The sequence below is a fragment of the Microbacterium azadirachtae genome, from assembly GCF_000956545.1.
GTDB classification, from domain to species: Bacteria; Actinomycetota; Actinomycetes; order Actinomycetales; family Microbacteriaceae; genus Microbacterium; species Microbacterium azadirachtae.
The window spans coordinates 1-17,785 of record NZ_JYIT01000056.1 but is presented as its reverse complement, the minus strand read 5'-3'; the positions used below and the strand labels follow the sequence as shown (position 1 = coordinate 17,785).

Sequence of the window (17,785 nt, the reverse complement as noted above, 5' to 3'; positions counted from 1 at the left end):
CGGGACCGCTCAGAGGGTCAGCGCCCGGGAGAGCAGATCCGCCTGCTCCGCGGCGTGCACCTTGGAGGATCCCGTCGACGGCGCCGCCGACGCCGGGCGGGTGATCGGACGCACGACCCGCGGTCCCGGCACGGTCTGGAAGTGCAGGGCGAGGAACGGCCAGGCGCCCTGGTTCTCCGGCTCCTCCTGCACCCACACGATCTCGGCGTTGGGGTAGGTGTCGGCGATCGACTTGAGCGTGCGCAGCGGCACGGGGTAGAGCTGCTCGACCCGCACCAGGGCGATCTCCGGGTTCGGGTTCTTCTCCAGCTCGGCGACCAGATCCCAGTGCACCTTGCCCGAGTGGAAGAGGACGCGCTTGACGGCGTTGCGGTCCAGCTCGCGGCTGTCGTCGATCACCGTCTCGAACCGGCCCTGCGTGAAGTCCTCCACCGGGCTGGTCGCACCGCGCAGACGCAGCATGGCCTTCGGGGTGAAGACGATGAGCGGCTTGCGCGGCTTCGCATACGCCTGCCGGCGCAGCAGGTGGAAGTAGCTCGCCGGGGTGGACGGCCGTGCGACGGTCATGTTGTCCTGCGCGCACAGCTGCAGGAAGCGCTCCATGCGCGCCGACGAGTGGTCGGGTCCCTGGCCTTCGTAGCCGTGCGGCAGCAGCAGCACGACGCTCGACTGCTGGCCCCACTTCTGCTCGGCCGCCGAGATGTACTCGTCGATGACCGACTGGGCGCCGTTGACGAAGTCGCCGAACTGCGCCTCCCAGAGCACGAGCGCCTCGGGGCGCTCCACCGAGTAGCCGTACTCGAAGCCCAGAGCCGCGTACTCGCTGAGCAGCGAGTCGTACACGAAGAACCGGGCCTGGTTGTCGGAGAGGTTCGCCAGCGGCAACCACTCCTGGCCGTTCGCGCGGTCGTGCAGGACGGCGTGGCGCTGCACGAACGTGCCGCGGCGCGAGTCCTGGCCGGCGAGGCGCACCGGGGTGCCCTCCACGAGCAGCGATCCGAAGGCGAGCAGCTCGCCGAAGCCCCAGTCGATGCCGCCGTTGCGGCTCATGTCGACGCGCTTGTCCATCGCCTGCTGCAGCTTCGGGTGCACGGTGAAGCCCTCGGGCTTGTTCGCGTGCGCGTCGCCGATGAGGTGCACGACCTCGAGCGGCACGCCGGTGACCTCGGGGGTGCCGATCTGCTCATCGACCGGCGGGAGGTCGGGGGCGATCGGCGTCGCGCCGGTCTCGGCCGCGTGGGTCTCGGCGAAGGCGATCTCCAGGCGGTTCTGGAAGTCGGCCTTGGCCTGGTCGTACTCCTCCTGGGTGATGTCGCCGCGGCCGACGAGGGCCTCGGTGTAGAGGCTGCGCACCGAGCGCTTGGCCTGGATCAGGTCGGTCATCAGCGGCTGCGTCATCGACGGGTCGTCGCCCTCGTTGTGCCCGCGGCGGCGGTAGCAGACCAGATCGATCACGATGTCGCGGTGGAACCGCTCGCGGTACTCGAAGGCGAGCTGTGCGACGTGCACGACGGCCTCAGGGTCGTCGCCGTTCACGTGCAGCACGGGGGCCTGGATCGTCTTGGCGACGTCGGTGGCGTACACCGAGGTGCGCGAGTCGTTCGGCAGGGTCGTGAATCCGACCTGGTTGTTGACGACCACGTGCACGGTGCCGCCGGTGCGGTAGCCGCGCAGCTGCGACATCTGCAGGGTCTCGACGACGACGCCCTGGCCGGCGAAGGCCGCGTCGCCGTGCACGAGGATGGGCAGCCAGGTGAAGGTGCCGATCGGCTTGCGGTCCTGCTTGGCGCGCGCGATGCCCTCGAGTACGCCGTCCACGGTCTCCAGGTGCGACGGGTTCGCGGCGAGGAGGATCGGCAGCTCGGCGCCGTCGTCGGCGACGAAGGTGCCCTCCTTGCCCAGGTGGTACTTGACGTCGCCGGAGCCGCGCTGGTTGCCCGGGAGGGTGGATCCCTCGAACTCGCGGAACACCTGTCCGTACGTCTTGCCCGCGATGTTCGCGAGGACGTTGAGGCGGCCGCGGTGCGCCATGCCGATCGCGGCGCCGTCCAGGCCCGCGCCGGCCGCACCCTGCAGGATCTCGTCCAGTAGCGGCACGAGCGACTCCGCGCCCTCGAGCGAGAAGCGCTTCTGGCCGACGTACTTCGTCTGCAGGAACGTCTCGAAGGCCTCGGCCTCGTTGAGCTTGCTGAGCACGCGCAGCTGCTCATCGTGGCCGGGCTTGACGTACTTGACCTCGACCTTGTCCTGGAACCAGCGGCGCTGCTCCGGATCCTGGATGTGCATGTACTCGATGCCGATCGTGCGGCAGTACGAGTCGCGGAGCACCCCGAGGATCTCGCGCAGCTTGAGCTGGCGGTGCCCGCCGAAGCCGTTCGTGACGAACTCGCGGTCGAGGTCCCAGAAGGTCAGCCCGTGCGTCTCGATCTCGAGGTCGGGGTGCGTGCGCTGCACGTACTCGAGCGGGTCGATGTCGGCCATCAGGTGGCCGCGCACGCGGTAGGAGTTGATGAGCTCCTGCACGCGGGCGGTCTTGTCGATACGCTCGGCCAGGTCGACCGCGATGTCCTTGTTCCAGCGGATCGGCGCGTAGGGGATCCGCAGCGCGCGGAAGATGCTCTCGTAGAAGCCGCGTTCGCCGATCAGCAGCTCGTGCACCTTCTTGAGGAACTCGCCGGATCCGGCGCCCTGGATCACGCGGTGATCGTAGGTGCTGGTGAGCGTGATGGTCTTGCCGATGCCGAGCACGTCGAGCGTCTTCTGGCTCGAGCCCTGGAACTCGGCCGGGTACTCGAGCGCGCCGGCGCCGATGATGCAGCCCTGCCCCTTCATCAGGCGGGGGACCGAGTGCACGGTGCCGATGCCGCCGGGGTTGGTGAGGGAGAGCGTGGTGCCCTGGAAGTCGGCGGCCGTCAGCTTGTTGCCGCGGGCGCGGGTGACCAGGTCCTCGTACGCGGAGAGGTACTCGCTGAAGGTCAGCGTCTCGGCGCGCTTTATGGACGGGACGAGCAGGGCGCGGGTGCCGTCGGGCTTGGGGATGTCGATCGCGATACCGAGGTTGACGTGCGCGGGGGCGACGACGCTGGGCTTGCCGTCGACCTCCGCGTAGTAGACGTTCTGGCTCGGGAACTCCTTGATCGCCTGGATCAGCGCCCAGCCGATGAGGTGGGTGAAGCTCACCTTGCCGCCGCGGGTGCGGGACATGTGGTTGTTGATGACGATGCGGTTGTCGATCATCAGCTTGGCGGGGACCGTGCGCACGCTCGTCGCGGTCGGGACGGTCAGCGACTCGTCCATGTTCGCCGCGAGGGTCTTGGGCATGCCGCGCAGCGGCGTCACGACGTCCTCGTGCTGCTCGGCGCCGGCCTCGCCCGTCGCGCGGTCCTGCGCCTGGGCGGGGATCGGCGCCTGACGCGCCGGCTTGGTCGTGGTGCGGGCGACCGGCTGCTGGCCGATCACCGGGATGGGCGCCGTCACCGGATGCGCGGCGGGCGCCGCGGCAGGCGCCGCCGAATGGGGCATGGCCGGAGCAGCGGGGGCGGCAGCGGGAGCGTCGGACGGACGGTAGTTCTCGAGAACCGGCCACCACTCCTTGTCGACGGAGTTGCGATCGACCTTGAACTGCTCGTACAGCTCGTCGACGAGCCAGGAATTGGCCCCGAACTCTCCATCTCCAGAAGTCCCGACGCCGGTCACCTGGCTCGACACGCTCGATCGCCCTCTTTCATCGCTGAATCGGTGGGATCCGTCCCCGGTGGTCTCCGGGTATGGCCACTCATCCGGGTGTCAAGCCTAACCTGTCGAGGGCGCATCGCGGGCCCCTTGAGCGCTGTTGCGGCGGGTCGGATCCGGACTGGTCCGCGCACCGGCTCCGTGGGGGATCCGGCGTGCGCCCCCGTCGGGCGGCCCGGGGCACGTCACGGGGACGCGGAGCGACGGGACGGCTACCCTGAGACCATGCAGTTCTCCGGCGAGCTCCCCATGGTCGACCTCACCTATTCCGACGTGTTCCTGGTGCCGCGCCGGTCGGATGTGACGAGCCGGCTGCAGGTGGATCTGGCCCCGCAGGACGGCACCCCCGCGACCATCCCGCTGGTGTCCTCGAACATGAACTCGGTGACCGGCCCCCGGCTCGCGGCGACGCTGGCCCGCCGCGGGGGGATCGGCGTGCTGCCCCAGGACATGCCGCTGCAGGATCTGGACGAGGCGATCCGCTGGGTCAAGCGTCAGCCCGTCGCCTGGGACACGCCGATCGTGCTGTCGCCGCTCGCGACCGTCGAGGACGCGCTGCGCCTGATGCCCGCCTCCGAGGGGCACGGGATCGTCGTCGCCGACGCGCCGAGCGGCCGGGACGGGCTCCATGTCGACGCGATCCATGGCGTGCTGCCCGCGTCGCGCCTCGCGACCGCCCTGCGCGACGCGCAGCTGGGCGACCTCACGCGCGCCGACTCGCCGTCCCTCGACGCCGAGGACGTGTCCGATCCGCGGGCGGCATTCGACGCGATCACGGCGGTCGAGGCCGAGATGGTCACGGTGCTGCAGCACGGGCACCTGGTCGGCACGCAGACCGCCCGCGGCGCGCTGCGCTCCACCCTGTATCGCCCCGCGGTCGACGCCTCGGGGCGGCTGGCCGTCGCCGCGGCCGTGGGGATCAACGGCGACGTCGCGGCGAAGGCGAAGGCCCTCGCGGCCGCCGGCGTGGACGTGCTCGTGGTCGACACCGCGCACGGCCACCAGGAGGGCATGCTGCGGGCGCTGCGCACCGTCGCCGCGCTCGACCTCGGCATCCCGATCGTCGCGGGCAACATCGTCACCGCGGACGGTGTGCGCGACCTCGTCGAGGCAGGCGCATCGATCCTCAAGGTCGGCGTCGGGCCCGGCGCGATGTGCACCACCCGGATGATGACCGCGGTCGGGCGCCCGCAGTTCTCCGCCGTCCTGGAGACGGCGCAGGCCGCGGCCGAGCTCGGCGCGCACGTCTGGGCCGACGGTGGAGTGCGCTACCCGCGCGACGTCGCGCTCGCCCTCGCGGCGGGAGCCGCCTCGGTGATGATCGGATCCTGGTTCGCCGGCACGATCGAGGCGCCGGGCGAGCTGCAGACCGATCCCGACGGGCGCATCTACAAGGAGTCCTGGGGCATGGCCTCGACCAAGGCCGTGCAGGCGCGCTTCGGCCGTCTCGACGCCTACGAGCGCGCGCGCAAGGAGCTCTTCGCCGAAGGGATCTCGTCGTCGCGGATCTACCTGGATCCGCTGCGCCCCGGCGTCGAGGACCTGGTCGACATGATCACCTCGGGCGTGCGGTCGTCGTTCACGTACGCGGGCGCCTCTTCCGTCCCGCAGTTCCACGAGCGTGCGCTCGTCGGGCTGCAGTCCGCCGCGGGCTACGAAGAGGGCAAGGCACTGCCGGTCAGCTGGTGAGCGCGTCGAGCGGCAGCTCGGTCGCGCTGCAGTTTGCTGCTCGCGTTGCGATCTCCTGAGTCGGGAGCGCTCGCGCTGTCAAAAGCTGTTCACGCGGCTCAGATGTTCGCAGCATCATCAGGTTTCCGCAGCGCGGGCGGCAGGGTCCACGGCCGTCCGGGATAGGAGGAGGATCCTCCACAGCTGTGCTCCGAGTGGAGTTGCGTACCCTTCGAGCGGGAGTCGTCCTGGGGGAGCGAACCGCGTGTCACGGTAGCCGGATGAGAGCCGAGACCGAGCATCCGATCGTCGTCCATCGACGGCGCGAACAGCACGGCCCCGTCGACGACCGCAGACTTCGGCGGCTCGTCCGCGAGGGACAGCAGGTGCGGATCGTCGCGGGCAGTTACGCGTCCGCTTCGGGGTGGCGCGATCTCACACCCCGGCAGCGGCACCTCGTGCGCGTCCTCGAAGTCGCGGATCGGGCCCGCGCGCCGCTCGTCTTCACCCATTCCGCCGCGGCAGCGTGCTGGGGTGTCGAGAGGATCGCCGCGTGGCCTCCACAGGTCGAGGTGAGGATCCCGACAGCCTCGGGCGGACGATCGTCGGGCGCGATCCGCCGGCGTGCGCTGGGCTATGACGGGGTGGACCTCGTTCCGTGGAGAGGGCACCTGATCACTTCGCCCGCACAGACCGTGATCGATCTCGCCGCCGAGGCGGGGTTCGTCGACGGCGTGATCGCCCTCGACCAGGCTCGCTGGGCGCGGAGGCGAGGCGGGCGGCTGGCGACTCTCGAGCAGATCCGCACGACGCTCGCGGGACAGCGGCGCGAGCGCAGCCGCGTGCGCCGTGCCGTCGAGTTCTCGACGCAGCTCTCGGACTCGGTGCGCGAGTCGCAGAGCAGAGTGCTCATCGATCTCCTCGGATTCCCGGCACCCGTTCTCCAGAAGGAGTTCGCGCTGCCTGGCTTCGGGATCGCACGCGCGGACTTCTGGTTCGAGGAGCGCGATCAGGTCGGGGAGTTCGACGGAACCGGGAAGTATCTGGATCCGGTGCTCCTCGGCGGTCGTTCGCCCGAGCAGGCCCTTCTCGCCGAGAAAGACCGCGGCGACGCGCTTCGTCGACAGGTGCGCACGCTGTCGCGATGGCGCACACCCGCACTGAGGGATCCACGGCTGCTCTACGACATCCTCACCGCCGATGGCCTCCCCTCGCGCCTGTCGCGCCCCCGGAGCGGTGCGCAATGGTGAGTGCGACACGCGTTACCGGCTGCGCTGTCGAAAGCCGTGGGCGCTGCTCGGATGTTCGCAGCGTCGTCAGGTTTCGGCAGCGGATCGGATCCGGGTCGGGTTCGTGCAGAACTGCGCGGACGGGCGCGTGGCGGCACGGAGCGATCGCTCAGCTTCGTCGCCGCCGGGTGCCAGTAGAATCGAGCGCACCATGGACGACCCTCCCTCGTGTAGTACATCGCCCCACTGCCCGTTCTCCGCTCCGGCGGAGGTGACACCGTGATGGATTACATCTGGTTGGGCGTGGGGCTCCTGCTGATCGTGGGGACGGGACTGTTCGTCGCCAGCGAGTTCGCCCTGGTCAACCTCGACCGCGCCGATCTGGAGGCGCGCCGGGACCGCGGCGAGAGCCGGCTGGGCATGACCATCGCGGCGCTCAAGATCACCTCGACGCATCTGTCCTCGGCGCAGCTCGGGATCACCCTCACGACGCTGCTCACCGGATTCACGATGGAACCGGCGCTGTCGAACCTGCTGCGTCCTGTGCTGAGCGCATGGGGGATCCCCGAGCCCGTCACCGTGACGATCGCCGTGATCGTCGCCATGACGGTCGCCACGATGCTGTCGATGATCCTCGGCGAGCTCGTGCCCAAGAACTTCGCGATGGCGCTGCCCGTCGCGACCGCCAAGGTGGTCATCCCCTTCCAGACCGTCTTCACGATGGTGTTCCGTCCGGTGGTCGCCGTGCTCAACGGCAGCGCGAACGCCGTGCTGCGGGCGATGGGGATCGAGCCGAAGGAGGAGCTCAGCGGAGCTCGCTCGGCCGAGGAGCTCAGCTCTCTCGTGCGGCGGTCGGCGAGCGCCGGCGTGCTCGAGGAGGACACCGCGACGCTGCTGGACCGCAGCCTCGGCTTCGCCCGCCTCACCGCGGGGGATGTGATGACCCCGCGCCCCAGCATGCACGCGATCGCCGCGGCGGACTCCGCCGACGACGTGATCGGCCTCGCCCGGCGCACCGGCCACAGCCGCTTCCCGGTCTACGACGAGGACCTCGACGACATCACCGGCGTGGTGCACCTCAAGGCCGCCGTGTCGGTGCCGCGCGAGCGGCGCACCGACGTGCCCGTCGGCGCGCTGTCGTCCGAGCCGTTGCGCGTGCCGGAGACGGTGCACCTGGACGCTCTCGTGGCGGAGCTGCGCGGAGGCGGGTACCAGCTCGCGATCGTCGTGGACGAGTACGGCGGCACCGCCGGCATCGTCACCCTCGAGGATCTCGTCGAGGAGATCGTCGGCGAGGTGTCCGACGAGCACGACCGCAGCAGGGCCGGTGTGGTCAGGGGCCGCGACGGGATCACCTTCCCCGCGGAGCTGCGCCCGGACGAGCTGCGCGCCAGCACCGGGATCGAGGTGCCGGAGGGCGACGTCTATGACACCGTCGGCGGCTACGTCATGAGCGTGCTGGAGCGGCTGCCCAAGGCGGGCGACGAGGTGCCCGTGCCGGGAGGCATGCTGCACGTCGTGCGCATGCAGGGCCGCCGCGTGGACCGGATCCGCTTCACCGCGGCGCCGGCGACCGAGGAAGGGGGCGAGCGATGAGCGACTGGGCCGGAATCGCATGGCTGTTCGTGCTGCTCGCCTTCAACGCGTTCTTCGTGGCCGCGGAGTTCGCCGTGATCTCCGCACGGCGCTCGCAGATCGAGCCGCTCGCCGAGCGCGGATCCCGCTCCGCGCGCACCGCGCTGTACGCGATGGAGCACGCGACGCTCATGCTCGCCACCTCGCAGCTCGGGATCACGGTGTGCTCGCTGCTGATCCTGAACGTCTCGGAGCCGGCGATGCACCATCTGCTCGCCGCGCCGCTGAGCGCGATCGGGCTCGCCGAGGGCGCCGTGGACGCGATCGCATTCGTCATCACCCTGGTGATCGTCTCGTTCCTGCACGTCGTGTTCGGCGAGATGGTGCCGAAGAACCTCGCGTTCTCGGTGCCGGATCGCGCGGTGCTGATCCTGGCGACGCCGCTCGTCTGGATCTCGAAGATCTTCTTCCCCGTCATCCGGGCGCTCAACGCCACGGCGAACGGCGTCGTGCGCCTGTTCCGGGTGGAGCCGAAGGACGAGGCCGCCTCGACGTTCACGCTCGAGGAGGTCGCGACGATCGTCGACCAGTCCCGCCGCGAGGGAGTGCTGGACGACTCCGCCGGAACCGTCAGCGCGGTGGTGGAGTTCACCGACAAGGACGCGCGCGACGTGGCGGTGCCGCTCTCGGACCTGGTCACCCTCCCGTTCGGCGCGACGCCGGACGACGTGGAGCGCGCGGTCGCCAAGCACGGGTTCTCGCGCTACGTGATCGTGGACGCCGAGGGCCTGCCGCTCGGCTACGTGCACCTCAAGGACGTGATCCGCTCGGCCGAGGGGCCGGAGGCCGCCGCCCGCGCCGGTCACCCGATCCCCCCGAAGCGCATCCACCAGATGGTGCCGATGCAGGAGGACACGGATCTGGAGGACGCGCTGGCGATCATGCGCCGCGCGGGACGTCACCTGGCGCAGGTGCGCGACGCGGCCGGCCGCACCACCGCGATCCTGTTCCTGGAGGACATCATCGAGGAGCTGGTCGGCGAGGTGCGCGACATCACCCGGCGCGGCTTCGGGCGCTGATCCGGCGCCGGCGACCAGTGCCTCAGCGCCAGCGGGCGCGGAGGTACTGGTCGGGCCAGGCCACGTCGTCGCCCAGCTCGTGCGCGGCCCGCAGGCCGAAGTGCGGGTCGCGCAGCCACTCCCGCCCGGCGAAGATCGCGTCCGCGTCGCCCTTCGCGAGCACAGCCTCGGCCTGCGCGCCGTCGGTGAGCAGGCCCACTGCGGAGGAGGGGATGCGGCCGCCCTGGCGTACGGCGGCCGCGAGCGGCACCTGATAGCCCGGGTGCACATCGATGCGCTGATGCGCGACCAGACCGCCGCTGGAGACGTCGATGAGGTCGGCGCCGTCGGCCATGACCCATTCGCCGACCTGGGCCGCCTCCTCCGGGGTGAATCCGCCGGGCGCGTGGTCGGTCGCCGAGATGCGCACGAACACCGGCACCGCGTCTCCGGCCACCCGGCGCACGGCCTCGGTGACCTCCCGCAGCAGCCGGGCGCGGTTCTCCAGCGACCCGCCGTATTCGTCGTCGCGGCGGTTGCTGAGGGGGGAGAGGAACTGGTGCAGCAGGTAGCCGTGCGCCCCGTGGATCTCCAGCACGTCGAAGCCCGCATCCAGGGCGCGGCGGGCGGCGTCGGCGAAGCCCTCGATCACGGCGGAGATGCCGTCGGCGTCGAGGGCCGCAGGCTCGGCGAAGCCGTCGAACGCGATGGCGGAGGGCGCCACCGTGGGCCATCCGCCCTGATCCTCCGGGACGGATCCGTTCTCGGCCGCCCACGGCCACCACGTCGACGCCTTGCGACCGGCGTGCGCGAGCTGCACGCCGAGGTGCGCGCCGCGGGCGTGCACCGCGTCCACGATCGGCGCCCAGGCGTCGCGCTGCGCGTCGTTCCACAGACCGGTGTCCCGCGGGCTGATCCGTCCCTCCGGGAGCACCGCGGTGGCCTCGGCGACGATGAGACCCGCGCCGCCGGACGCGAACTGTGCGAGGTGGGTGTGATGCCACTCCTGCGGCACGCCGTCGACGGCGCTGTACATGCACATGGGCGACACCCACAGGCGGTTCGGCAGAGTGAGGGAACGGAGGGTCAGCGGGGAGAACAGAAGGCTCACGGGACGACGCTACCCGCCGTGACGGGGGTGCGGGCGCGCCCGCGCACGATCCGAGCGCATCGCGCACGTCGGCGGCATCCACAGCCGCGGCCCAGTACCGTTGGTCCCATGCCTTCTCCGTCCGCCGGCGCGCTCGACGCGCAGGGCCGTCTCGTGTGGACGGGCGGTGACGTCCGCGCACTGCTGCGCGTCCCCGGTGCGTCCGACGACAAGCGCACCAGGGGCACGGTCGCGATGCGCACCGGATCCGACGCGTATCCCGGAGCCGCGGTGCTCGGCGTCGAGGCCGCCTGGCGTGCCGGGGCCGGGTATGTGCGGTACATCGGCCCCCGGCGACCGGCCGACCTCGTGCTCGCGCGCCGGCCGGAGACCGTCGTGGCCGAGCCTGCGTCCGTCTCCGCGGTGCACGCCGATGCGTGGGTGATCGGCTCCGGAACCGACCCCGCGCTGCGCCCGCCGGAGGAGACCGCCGCGCTGCGGCATCTCCTCGCCGGTGCCGTGCCGGTCGTCGTGGATGCGGGCGCGCTCGATCTTCTCCCGGCCGACGCCCCGGTGATCGCCACCCCGCATGAGGGGGAGTTCGCCCGGCTGCGCGCGCGCCTCGGCCTGGCGCCGGAACGCGCTGAGGCGCTGCAGGATCCGGCACGGCGCGCCGCCGCCGTGCGCGAGACGGCCGAGGCGCTGGGCGGCACCGTACTGCTGAAGGGCGCGACCACCCTGGTCGCAGGCCCCGGAGCCGCGCCCGTGATCGCCATCGATGCCGGCACCGGCTGGCTCGCCGCCGCGGGGACGGGGGACGTGCTCGCGGGCGTTATCGGTGCGCTCGTCGCGGCCGACCGTGCCGCAGGACGCGGGTCTGCGCCGGCGGCGCTCGCCGCGTCGGCGGCCTGGCTGCACGGACGAGCCGGACGCCTCGCCGCCCACGTGGACGGCGGCCGCCCCGGCCGCCCCCTCGTCGCCCTGGACGTCGCCGAGGCGCTGCCTGCGGCGATCGCCGCAGCGCTGGCCGACGTCGCCGACGACATGCACGACCACCGGACCGAGGAGGACCACGCGTGAGCGCTGCCGAGCCGACGGGCGCGACCCGTGCCGAGACGAGCGGGGGAGCGGTGGCGCGAGGCGCCGCCGTCGTGCGCGGGGCGGGACTGCCGCTGACCCTGCTCTGGGTCGCCTTCGCCGTCGCCCACGTGTACGTCGCCACGATCGGCTGGCGGATGCCCGCGCTGCCCATGGGCGACACGGTGTTCGTCTACGAGCCGTGGTCGCGCAACGCGCTCGGAGGCGGCGCGATCGTGGGCGTCACGGAGAGCTGGGTCTACCCGCAGCTCGCGCTCCTGCCGATGCTCGTCGCGCAGGGGATCTCGCAGCTCATCCATCCGCTGTTCCCCGGCGCCTACGCGGTCGGATCCGCGAGCTACGTCGTGGCGTGGTCGATCCTGATCACCGCGCTCGACGCGGTCGGCTTCGCGTTCCTGCTCGGCGGCGCGAAGGCGCGGCGGAGCCGGATCCGGCGGCATGCCGGGCTGTTCTGGATGGCGGCCCTCGTGCTGCTCGGGCCGATCGCGATGTTCCGCATCGACGCGGTCACGGTGCCGATCGCCATCATCGGCGGCCTGTGGCTGTTCTCCCGGCCCGCGGTCGCGAGCGCCCTGTTCACGATCGGCGCCTGGATCAAGATCTGGCCCGGCGCGCTGTTCGTCGCGGCTCTCGCGCTGCTGCGAGGCCGGATCCGGATGATCGTCTCCGCGGCGATCGTCACTTTCGTCGTCGTCCTCGGGCTCGTGCTGCTGGGCGGCGGGAAGAACCTCCTCGGCTTCCTCAGCCAGATGAGCGGCCGCGGTCTGCAGATCGAGGCCGTCGGAGCCACGCCGCTGCTGTGGCTCACCCAGGTCGGCGTGACGCGCATCGAGTACGACCGGCAGATCCTGACCTTCCAGCTCGCCGGCCCCGGGGTCGACCTCGTGGCGGCCGTGCTCACGCCCCTCATGGCCCTCGCCGTGCTGGCGATCGCCGCCCTGGCCCTGTGGAAGCTCCGCGCCGGAGCCTCCGCGCGCCGGCTGCTGCCCGCGACCGCGCTCGCGCTCGTGACCGTGCTGATCGCGTGCAACAAGGTCGGATCCCCGCAGTTCCAGGTGTGGATGCTCGCACCCCTGGTGCTGTGGTGGCTGTTCGACGGGCCCCGCGTGCGGGTTCCCGCGATCCTCGTCCTGATCGACTACGCGCTCACCCAGGCGGTCTACCCGGTGGTGTACGACCAGCTGCTGGCCGCGCAGGCGCTGCCGATCGCGCTGCTGAGCGCCCGCAACATCCTCGTCGTGGTCATCTGCGTGGTCGCGATCCGGGCGATCGTGCGCACGCCGATCGCCGTCCCTGCCGTCACCGAAACCCGGAGGTCCTGATGCTCGTCGCCTTCTCCGTCGCTCCCAGCGGATCCGCCCCCGACCGGCCCGAGAGCGCCGACGCCTCGGTGCACGACGCGGTCGCCGCCGCGGTCGCCGTCGTGCGCGCCTCCGGGCTCGCGCATCGAACGACCAGCATGTTCACCGAGATCGAGGGTCCCGACTGGGACACGGTCATGGACGTCGTCAAGCGTGCGACCGAGGCCGTGATGCCCTTCGGATCCCGGGTGTCGCTCGTGCTCAAGGCCGACATCCGCCCCGGCTACAGCGGCGAGATCGACGGGAAGATCGCGCGGCTCGAGCGTGCGATCGAGGACGGCGGCGCCCTCTAAGCTGGGGGGATGAAACCCTCGAGCCTCTCGAGGGGTGCGGCGATGCGGGCGCTCCTCTCCCTCGCCATCGGCAGCTTCGGCATCGGCATGACCGAGTTCGTCGCCATGGGCCTGCTGCCCAACATCGCGCAGGATCTGCTGCCCGAGCTGTGGGCGCAGAACCCCGACGAGGCGATCGGCCGCGCCGGCATCCTCGTCTCGCTGTACGCGCTCGGCGTCGTGCTCGGAGCCCCCACGATCGCGGGTCTCGTGGCCCGGTTCCCGCGACACCGGGTGATGGTCGGCCTCGCCATCGCCCTCACGCTCGGCAACGGGCTCGCGGTCGTCCTGCCGACGTTCGAGACGGTGGGCCTCGCCCGTTTCATCGCCGGGCTCCCGCACGGCGCGTACTTCGGCATCGGCGCCCTGGTCGCCTCCGACGTGCTCGGCCCGGGCAAGCGCGCGAAGGGCGTCGCGTTCATCCTCACCGGCCTCACGATCGCCAACGTCGTGGGCGTGCCCGCCGGCACGTTCCTCGGACAGCACGTGGGCTGGCGCAGCGCCTTCCTCGTCGTCACGATCGTCTTCGCGCTCGCGACCGTCTGCATCGCCCTCTTCGTACCGCAGCACGCGGGGGATCCGGAGCGCACCTTCCGGGCCGAGCTGCGCGTGTTCCGCCGTCCGCAGGTGTGGTTCGCGCTCGCCACGGGGGCGATCGGCTTCGGCGGCTTCTTCGCGGTGTACAGCTACATCGCCCCCGTCGTCACCGAGCGCGCAGGCGCGCCGGAGTGGATGGTCCCGATCACGCTCGTCGTGTTCGGGCTCGGCATGACGATCGGCAACCTGCTGGGCGGCGTCTTCGGCGACCGCAACCTGCGGCTCACGCTGCTCGTCGGCCTCGCCGCGATGGCCGTGGTGCTCGTGCTGCTGGCGGTCCTGTCGTTCTCGATCTGGCTGCTCGTGCCGCTGTCGTTCGTGATGGCGCTGCTGTCGTCCATCCTGAGCCCTGCCATCCAGACCCGGCTCATGGAGGTCGCGGGCGACAACCAGTCCATCGCCGCGGCGTTGAACCACTCCGCGCTGAACATCGGCAACAGCCTCGGCGCGTTCCTGGGCGGACTCGTGATCGCCTGGGGCTGGGGCTTCGCCGCGCCGTCCTGGGTGGGTGCCGGGCTCGCCGTCCTCGGCCTCGGCATCGCGCTCGCGTCGTACGCGGTGCAGCGCCGGTACCACACCGAGACCGGATCCGTGCGGGTGCGCGACCTGGCGTAGGCCGTCAGACCGCTCGCCGCGGGGATCCGGCGCACGCCCTAGCATGGGCGGATGAGCGTCGACGAGGACGAGGACCTGCCCGTCGCGGGAACCGCGGTGATCCTGCGCGACGCACCGCGAGGCGTCGAGGTGCTGCTGCTGCGCCGGCCGGATCGCGGCTCGTTCGCGGGCGCCTGGGTGTTCCCGGGCGGCATGGTCGACCCCGGAGACCGCGTGACTGGCGCGCCCGAGCAGGAGGACGCGGGCCGTGCCGCAGTGCGCGAGACCGCGGAGGAGGTGGGACTCGAGCTCGAGCGCCTCGTGCCGCTGTCGTGCTGGGTGCCGCCGGCGGGCATCCCCAAACGCGTGCGCACCTGGTTCTTCCTCGCTCCGGATCCGGGCGACGCGATCCGTCCGGCGCCCGACGAGGTCGTGGAGACACGGTGGTTCGGGCCGGAGTCGGCGCTCGCGGCGCGGGACGCCGGGGAGATCGCGCTCATGCCGCCGACCTGGCGCACGCTGCACGCGCTGTGCAGCGCGACGGACGTCGAGGATGCTCTGGCGCGCGTCGCGGATCCGGGCGTCTTCCGCACCCGGATGCAGCGCACGGCCGCGGGAATCCTCTTCTTCTGGGACGGCGACGAGCTCGCCGGAGCGCCGGTCGGCTCGCGGGAGCGTCTCATCGCGGAAGACCCTGTCTGGCGGCTCGAGGGCCGCTGATCGCGGAGCCGGCGACGGCGCGGATCCGTTCCACCGGACGTTCCGCCGGGCGGATCAGGATCCGAGCAGCCGCTCCAGATGCATGCCGACCTCGTCGGTCTCGATGAGGAAGCCGTCGTGGCCGAAGTCGCTGGAGAGCACGACCGCCTCGTTGCCGTCGAGGGTGCGCGGGATCCCGCGCGCGATGCGATGCTGTCCGTCGACCGGGAACAGCCGGTCGGTGTCGATGCCGAGCACGAGGGTGGTCGCGGTCACGCGCTTGAGCGCGTCCTCGACGCCGCCGCGGTCGCGTCCGATGTCGTGCGAGTTCATCGCCTCCACAAGCGTCAGGTAGCTGTTGGCGTCGAAGCGGCGGGTGAACTTGTTGCCGTGGAAGTCGAGGTAGCTCTCGACCGCATAGCGCCCCCCGTGGCCGAGCGGGGACACATCCGACTGCCAGGAGCGCTGGAACCGCTGATTGAGCTCGATCGGGCTCCGATAGTTCAGCAGCGCCATGCGCCGGGCCAGGGCGAGCCCGCGGTGCGGTCCCTCGCCCACCGGGGCGTCGTAGTACTCGCCGCCCGCGAAGCGGGGATCCATGCGCACCGTCTCGAGCTGCACGAAGTTCAGTGCCAGCTGATCGGCGGTGGTCACCGGGGGAGAGGACAGGATCGCGAGACGCTCGACGCGCGCCGGCTGGCCGACCGCCCACTCGAGGGCATGCATGCCGCCCATGGACCCGCCGATCACCGCGCCCCACCGTTCGATCCCGAGGGCGTCCGCGAGGAGCACCTGCGCGGCGACCTGATCGCGGATGGTGAGGTAGGGGAAGCGCGACGCCCATTCGTAGCCGTCGGGGGCGATGCTCGCCGGCCCCGTGGAGCCCTGGCAGCCGCCGAGCATGTTCGGGGCGATCACGAACCAGCGATCGGTGTCGATCGCGCGGCCGGGACCCACGACGTCGCCCCACCAGCCGCTCGTCGCGTGCCCGCGGCCGGCCTCGCCGACCACGTGGCTGTCGCCGGTGAGGGCGTGCAGGACGAGCACGGCATTGTCGCGGGCGGCGTTGAGGCGGCCCCAGGACTCGTACGCGATCCGGATCAGCGGAAGCTCCTCGCCGCCCTCGGTGCGGAACGGGCCGAACGCCTCGAACAGCCGATCCCCGGCCGGGTCCCCGTCCCGCCAGGCGCCGGTGGCGGGCGGGCGGGCGCGCAGCAGGCGGGCGTCCGCCTCCGAGACGCGCGCCGAGGGCACCGTGTCCTCCGAGGTGGTCTGCCAGTCCATGGATCCATTCTCCCGGGTGCGAACCGCCGAGCGCGGAAGGTTACGGTTCGGGGCGGTCATCCGCGATCCTGTGCTTTCCCTCCCCGCAGGGGGACTTTCCCTCCCCACGGCGACTTTCCCTCCCCGCATGGACGTGTGCCAGGGGAGGGAAAGTCAGACCGCGGAGGGGAATGCGAGCTGCGCCCGGGCGGTTCAGCCGGGCGGACGCAGGCCGAACTGCGTGAGGCGTCGGCCCAGGATCTCGGCCGTCCGGATGTGCGTGCTGTCCCAACGCGCGAAGCGCCAGCCGGTGACGCCACGCACATCGTCCTCGCGCCGCTTCTCATCGAGCACGATGACCTCCGCAGTGCGCCCGCTGCGGAGGTCGTCGTCGAGATACTTGCCCCGGCCGTCGAATTCTCCGAACACCTTCGAGCCCGGAAAGCCGAAGTCCAGCCAGTATCTGTCACCGTCCGCACCGGTGATCGGAACCTGGAGGAGCACATCGCGAAAACTGAGTCGCTGCAGTTGCAGCCGGCTGACGCTTTCGCCCGGCAACTGAGCGCGGCCGTCGGAGAACGCGAGCAGTTCGCGGGCGCGCCGAATCCCCCAGGCCCGGCTCGCGGAGGCGCGATGGTGCATCCGTGCCTGCCATAAGGCGGCGCGATCCGGATCGAACTCGTGCCCGTCGACCGCTTCCCGACGTTGCGCGGCGTCGGCTGCGCACAGCGCCGCGTCAGTAGGGAGGGTGCACGCCAGATCCAGCACTGTGCGGTCGAGTGAGGTGCAGAGCATGCCGTCGATGTCGACGACGTCGTCTTCGCCGAGAGCGACCTCATGCTGCCGGACGCCCGCCCGCGTGCGGCCGTGATGTGCGCCGGTCGCCACCGTGTGCACGATCGCCGGACGGAGGCGGTAGAGCGGCAAGCCGTGCAGCACGGCTGCGGACGGACCCCAGAAGACCGTGCCGCGGTCGTTGAGGTTCCTGGCCGCGGCGATCGTTTGGACGAGATGTCGGCCTTCGGTCCACAGGCCTTCGTACGCGCTCGCGTCGACATAGCAGTCGCGTCGCAGTCGCAGCAACGCGCCTGCCGCGAGTGCTGCCTCGATCGCGCGGTCAGTCGTCCCGGAGGACTGCAACTGTTCGCGAGAGTGTACGAGGGCGCGGGCGTCGGCGATGCCGAGGGTCTTCGTCATGCCGAGATTGTGAGTGTGCGGCGCCGGCCACGGGATCCGGAGCACGCAACCGGTGCAGATCCTCGCAGGGTCCGGTCATGTGCGGACGGGCGTCCGATCCTGTCCTCCGCCCTCGACGGGAAAAACTCTCCCTCCCCGCAGCATCGTTCCCTCCCCGCAGTTGCGTCAGCCGGCGGAGGGAATGGCACCCAGGGGAGGGAAACGCTGGGGAAAGGGCACCACGGGGAGGGAGAGTTTTTCCCGTCGAGGGCGGAGGACAGGATCGGACGCCCGTCCGCACATGACCGGACCC

13 protein-coding genes are annotated in these 17,785 nt (G+C 71.4%); 9 read left to right on the top strand and 4 right to left on the bottom strand.

From position 1 onward, the window contains the following. Nucleotides 1-9: 9 nt before the first annotated feature. Nucleotides 10-3,708, bottom strand: coding sequence for a multifunctional oxoglutarate decarboxylase/oxoglutarate dehydrogenase thiamine pyrophosphate-binding subunit/dihydrolipoyllysine-residue succinyltransferase subunit (locus RL72_RS02985; RefSeq protein ID WP_082071993.1), 3,699 nt, complete (start codon nt 3,706-3,708; stop codon nt 10-12). Nucleotides 3,709-3,957: 249 nt separating this feature from the next. Between RL72_RS02985 and guaB1 the strand changes: the two genes are divergently transcribed. From guaB1 to RL72_RS02965, 4 genes are all read left to right on the top strand, one after another. Continuing rightward, a complete protein-coding gene (guaB1, locus tag RL72_RS02980; protein ID WP_045249325.1) occupies nt 3,958-5,421 on the top strand; it encodes a GMP reductase in 1,464 nt (487 codons plus the stop codon). A 260-nt stretch (nt 5,422-5,681) separates the two neighbouring features. Then, complete coding sequence (locus tag RL72_RS19030; protein WP_052674146.1) at nt 5,682-6,650, top strand: hypothetical protein; 969 nt, start codon at nt 5,682-5,684, stop codon at nt 6,648-6,650. A 261-nt stretch (nt 6,651-6,911) separates the two neighbouring features. Then, a complete protein-coding gene (locus RL72_RS02970) occupies nt 6,912-8,225 on the top strand; it encodes a hemolysin family protein (RefSeq protein ID WP_045249324.1) in 1,314 nt (437 codons plus the stop codon). Continuing rightward, nucleotides 8,222-9,283: a hemolysin family protein gene (locus RL72_RS02965; RefSeq protein ID WP_045249323.1), complete on the top strand. Its 1,062-nt coding sequence runs from the start codon at nt 8,222-8,224 to the stop codon at nt 9,281-9,283. The genes RL72_RS02970 and RL72_RS02965 overlap by 4 nt, the downstream gene beginning before the upstream one ends. A 22-nt stretch (nt 9,284-9,305) precedes the next feature. Here the strand turns inward: RL72_RS02965 and RL72_RS02960 are convergent, their stop codons facing one another. Beyond that, nucleotides 9,306-10,373, bottom strand: coding sequence for an NADH:flavin oxidoreductase/NADH oxidase (locus tag RL72_RS02960; RefSeq protein WP_045249322.1), 1,068 nt, complete (start codon nt 10,371-10,373; stop codon nt 9,306-9,308). A 108-nt stretch (nt 10,374-10,481) separates the two neighbouring features. Here RL72_RS02960 and RL72_RS02955 point away from each other — a divergent pair, with 108 nt between their 5' ends. Genes RL72_RS02955 through RL72_RS02935 form a run of 5 tightly spaced genes read left to right on the top strand, consistent with a single transcriptional unit; the run spans nt 10,482 to nt 15,054 of the window. After that, nucleotides 10,482-11,432, top strand: coding sequence for an ADP-dependent NAD(P)H-hydrate dehydratase (locus tag RL72_RS02955; RefSeq protein WP_082071992.1), 951 nt, complete (start codon nt 10,482-10,484; stop codon nt 11,430-11,432). After that, entirely contained in the window at nt 11,429-12,772 is a 1,344-nt protein-coding gene (locus tag RL72_RS02950; RefSeq protein WP_248700357.1) for a hypothetical protein, read from the top strand. Before RL72_RS02955 ends, RL72_RS02950 begins: the two co-directional genes overlap by 4 nt. After that, on the top strand, nt 12,772-13,104 hold the full coding sequence (locus tag RL72_RS02945; RefSeq protein WP_045249321.1) for a thiamine-binding protein: 333 nt from the start codon (nt 12,772-12,774) through the stop codon (nt 13,102-13,104). The genes RL72_RS02950 and RL72_RS02945 overlap by 1 nt, the downstream gene beginning before the upstream one ends. Nucleotides 13,105-13,113: 9 nt before the next feature. Continuing rightward, nucleotides 13,114-14,355, top strand: a complete 1,242-nt coding sequence (locus tag RL72_RS02940) for an MFS transporter (RefSeq protein ID WP_045249320.1) — start codon at nt 13,114-13,116, stop codon at nt 14,353-14,355. Nucleotides 14,356-14,406: 51 nt separating this feature from the next. Continuing rightward, a complete protein-coding gene (locus tag RL72_RS02935) occupies nt 14,407-15,054 on the top strand; it encodes an NUDIX hydrolase (protein WP_045249319.1) in 648 nt (215 codons plus the stop codon). Between the two features lie 54 nt (nt 15,055-15,108). Here RL72_RS02935 and metX read toward each other — a convergent pair whose 3' ends face one another. Both metX and RL72_RS02925 read right to left on the bottom strand, forming a co-directional pair. Next, the gene (gene metX / locus RL72_RS02930) at nt 15,109-16,317 is read right to left on the bottom strand and encodes a homoserine O-acetyltransferase MetX (protein ID WP_045249318.1); all 1,209 of its coding nucleotides are present in this window, start codon (nt 16,315-16,317) and stop codon (nt 15,109-15,111) included. A gap of 192 nt (nt 16,318-16,509) precedes the next feature. Continuing rightward, complete coding sequence (locus tag RL72_RS02925; RefSeq protein WP_156156674.1) at nt 16,510-17,493, bottom strand: hypothetical protein; 984 nt, start codon at nt 17,491-17,493, stop codon at nt 16,510-16,512. Between the last annotated feature and the right edge of the window lie 292 nt (nt 17,494-17,785).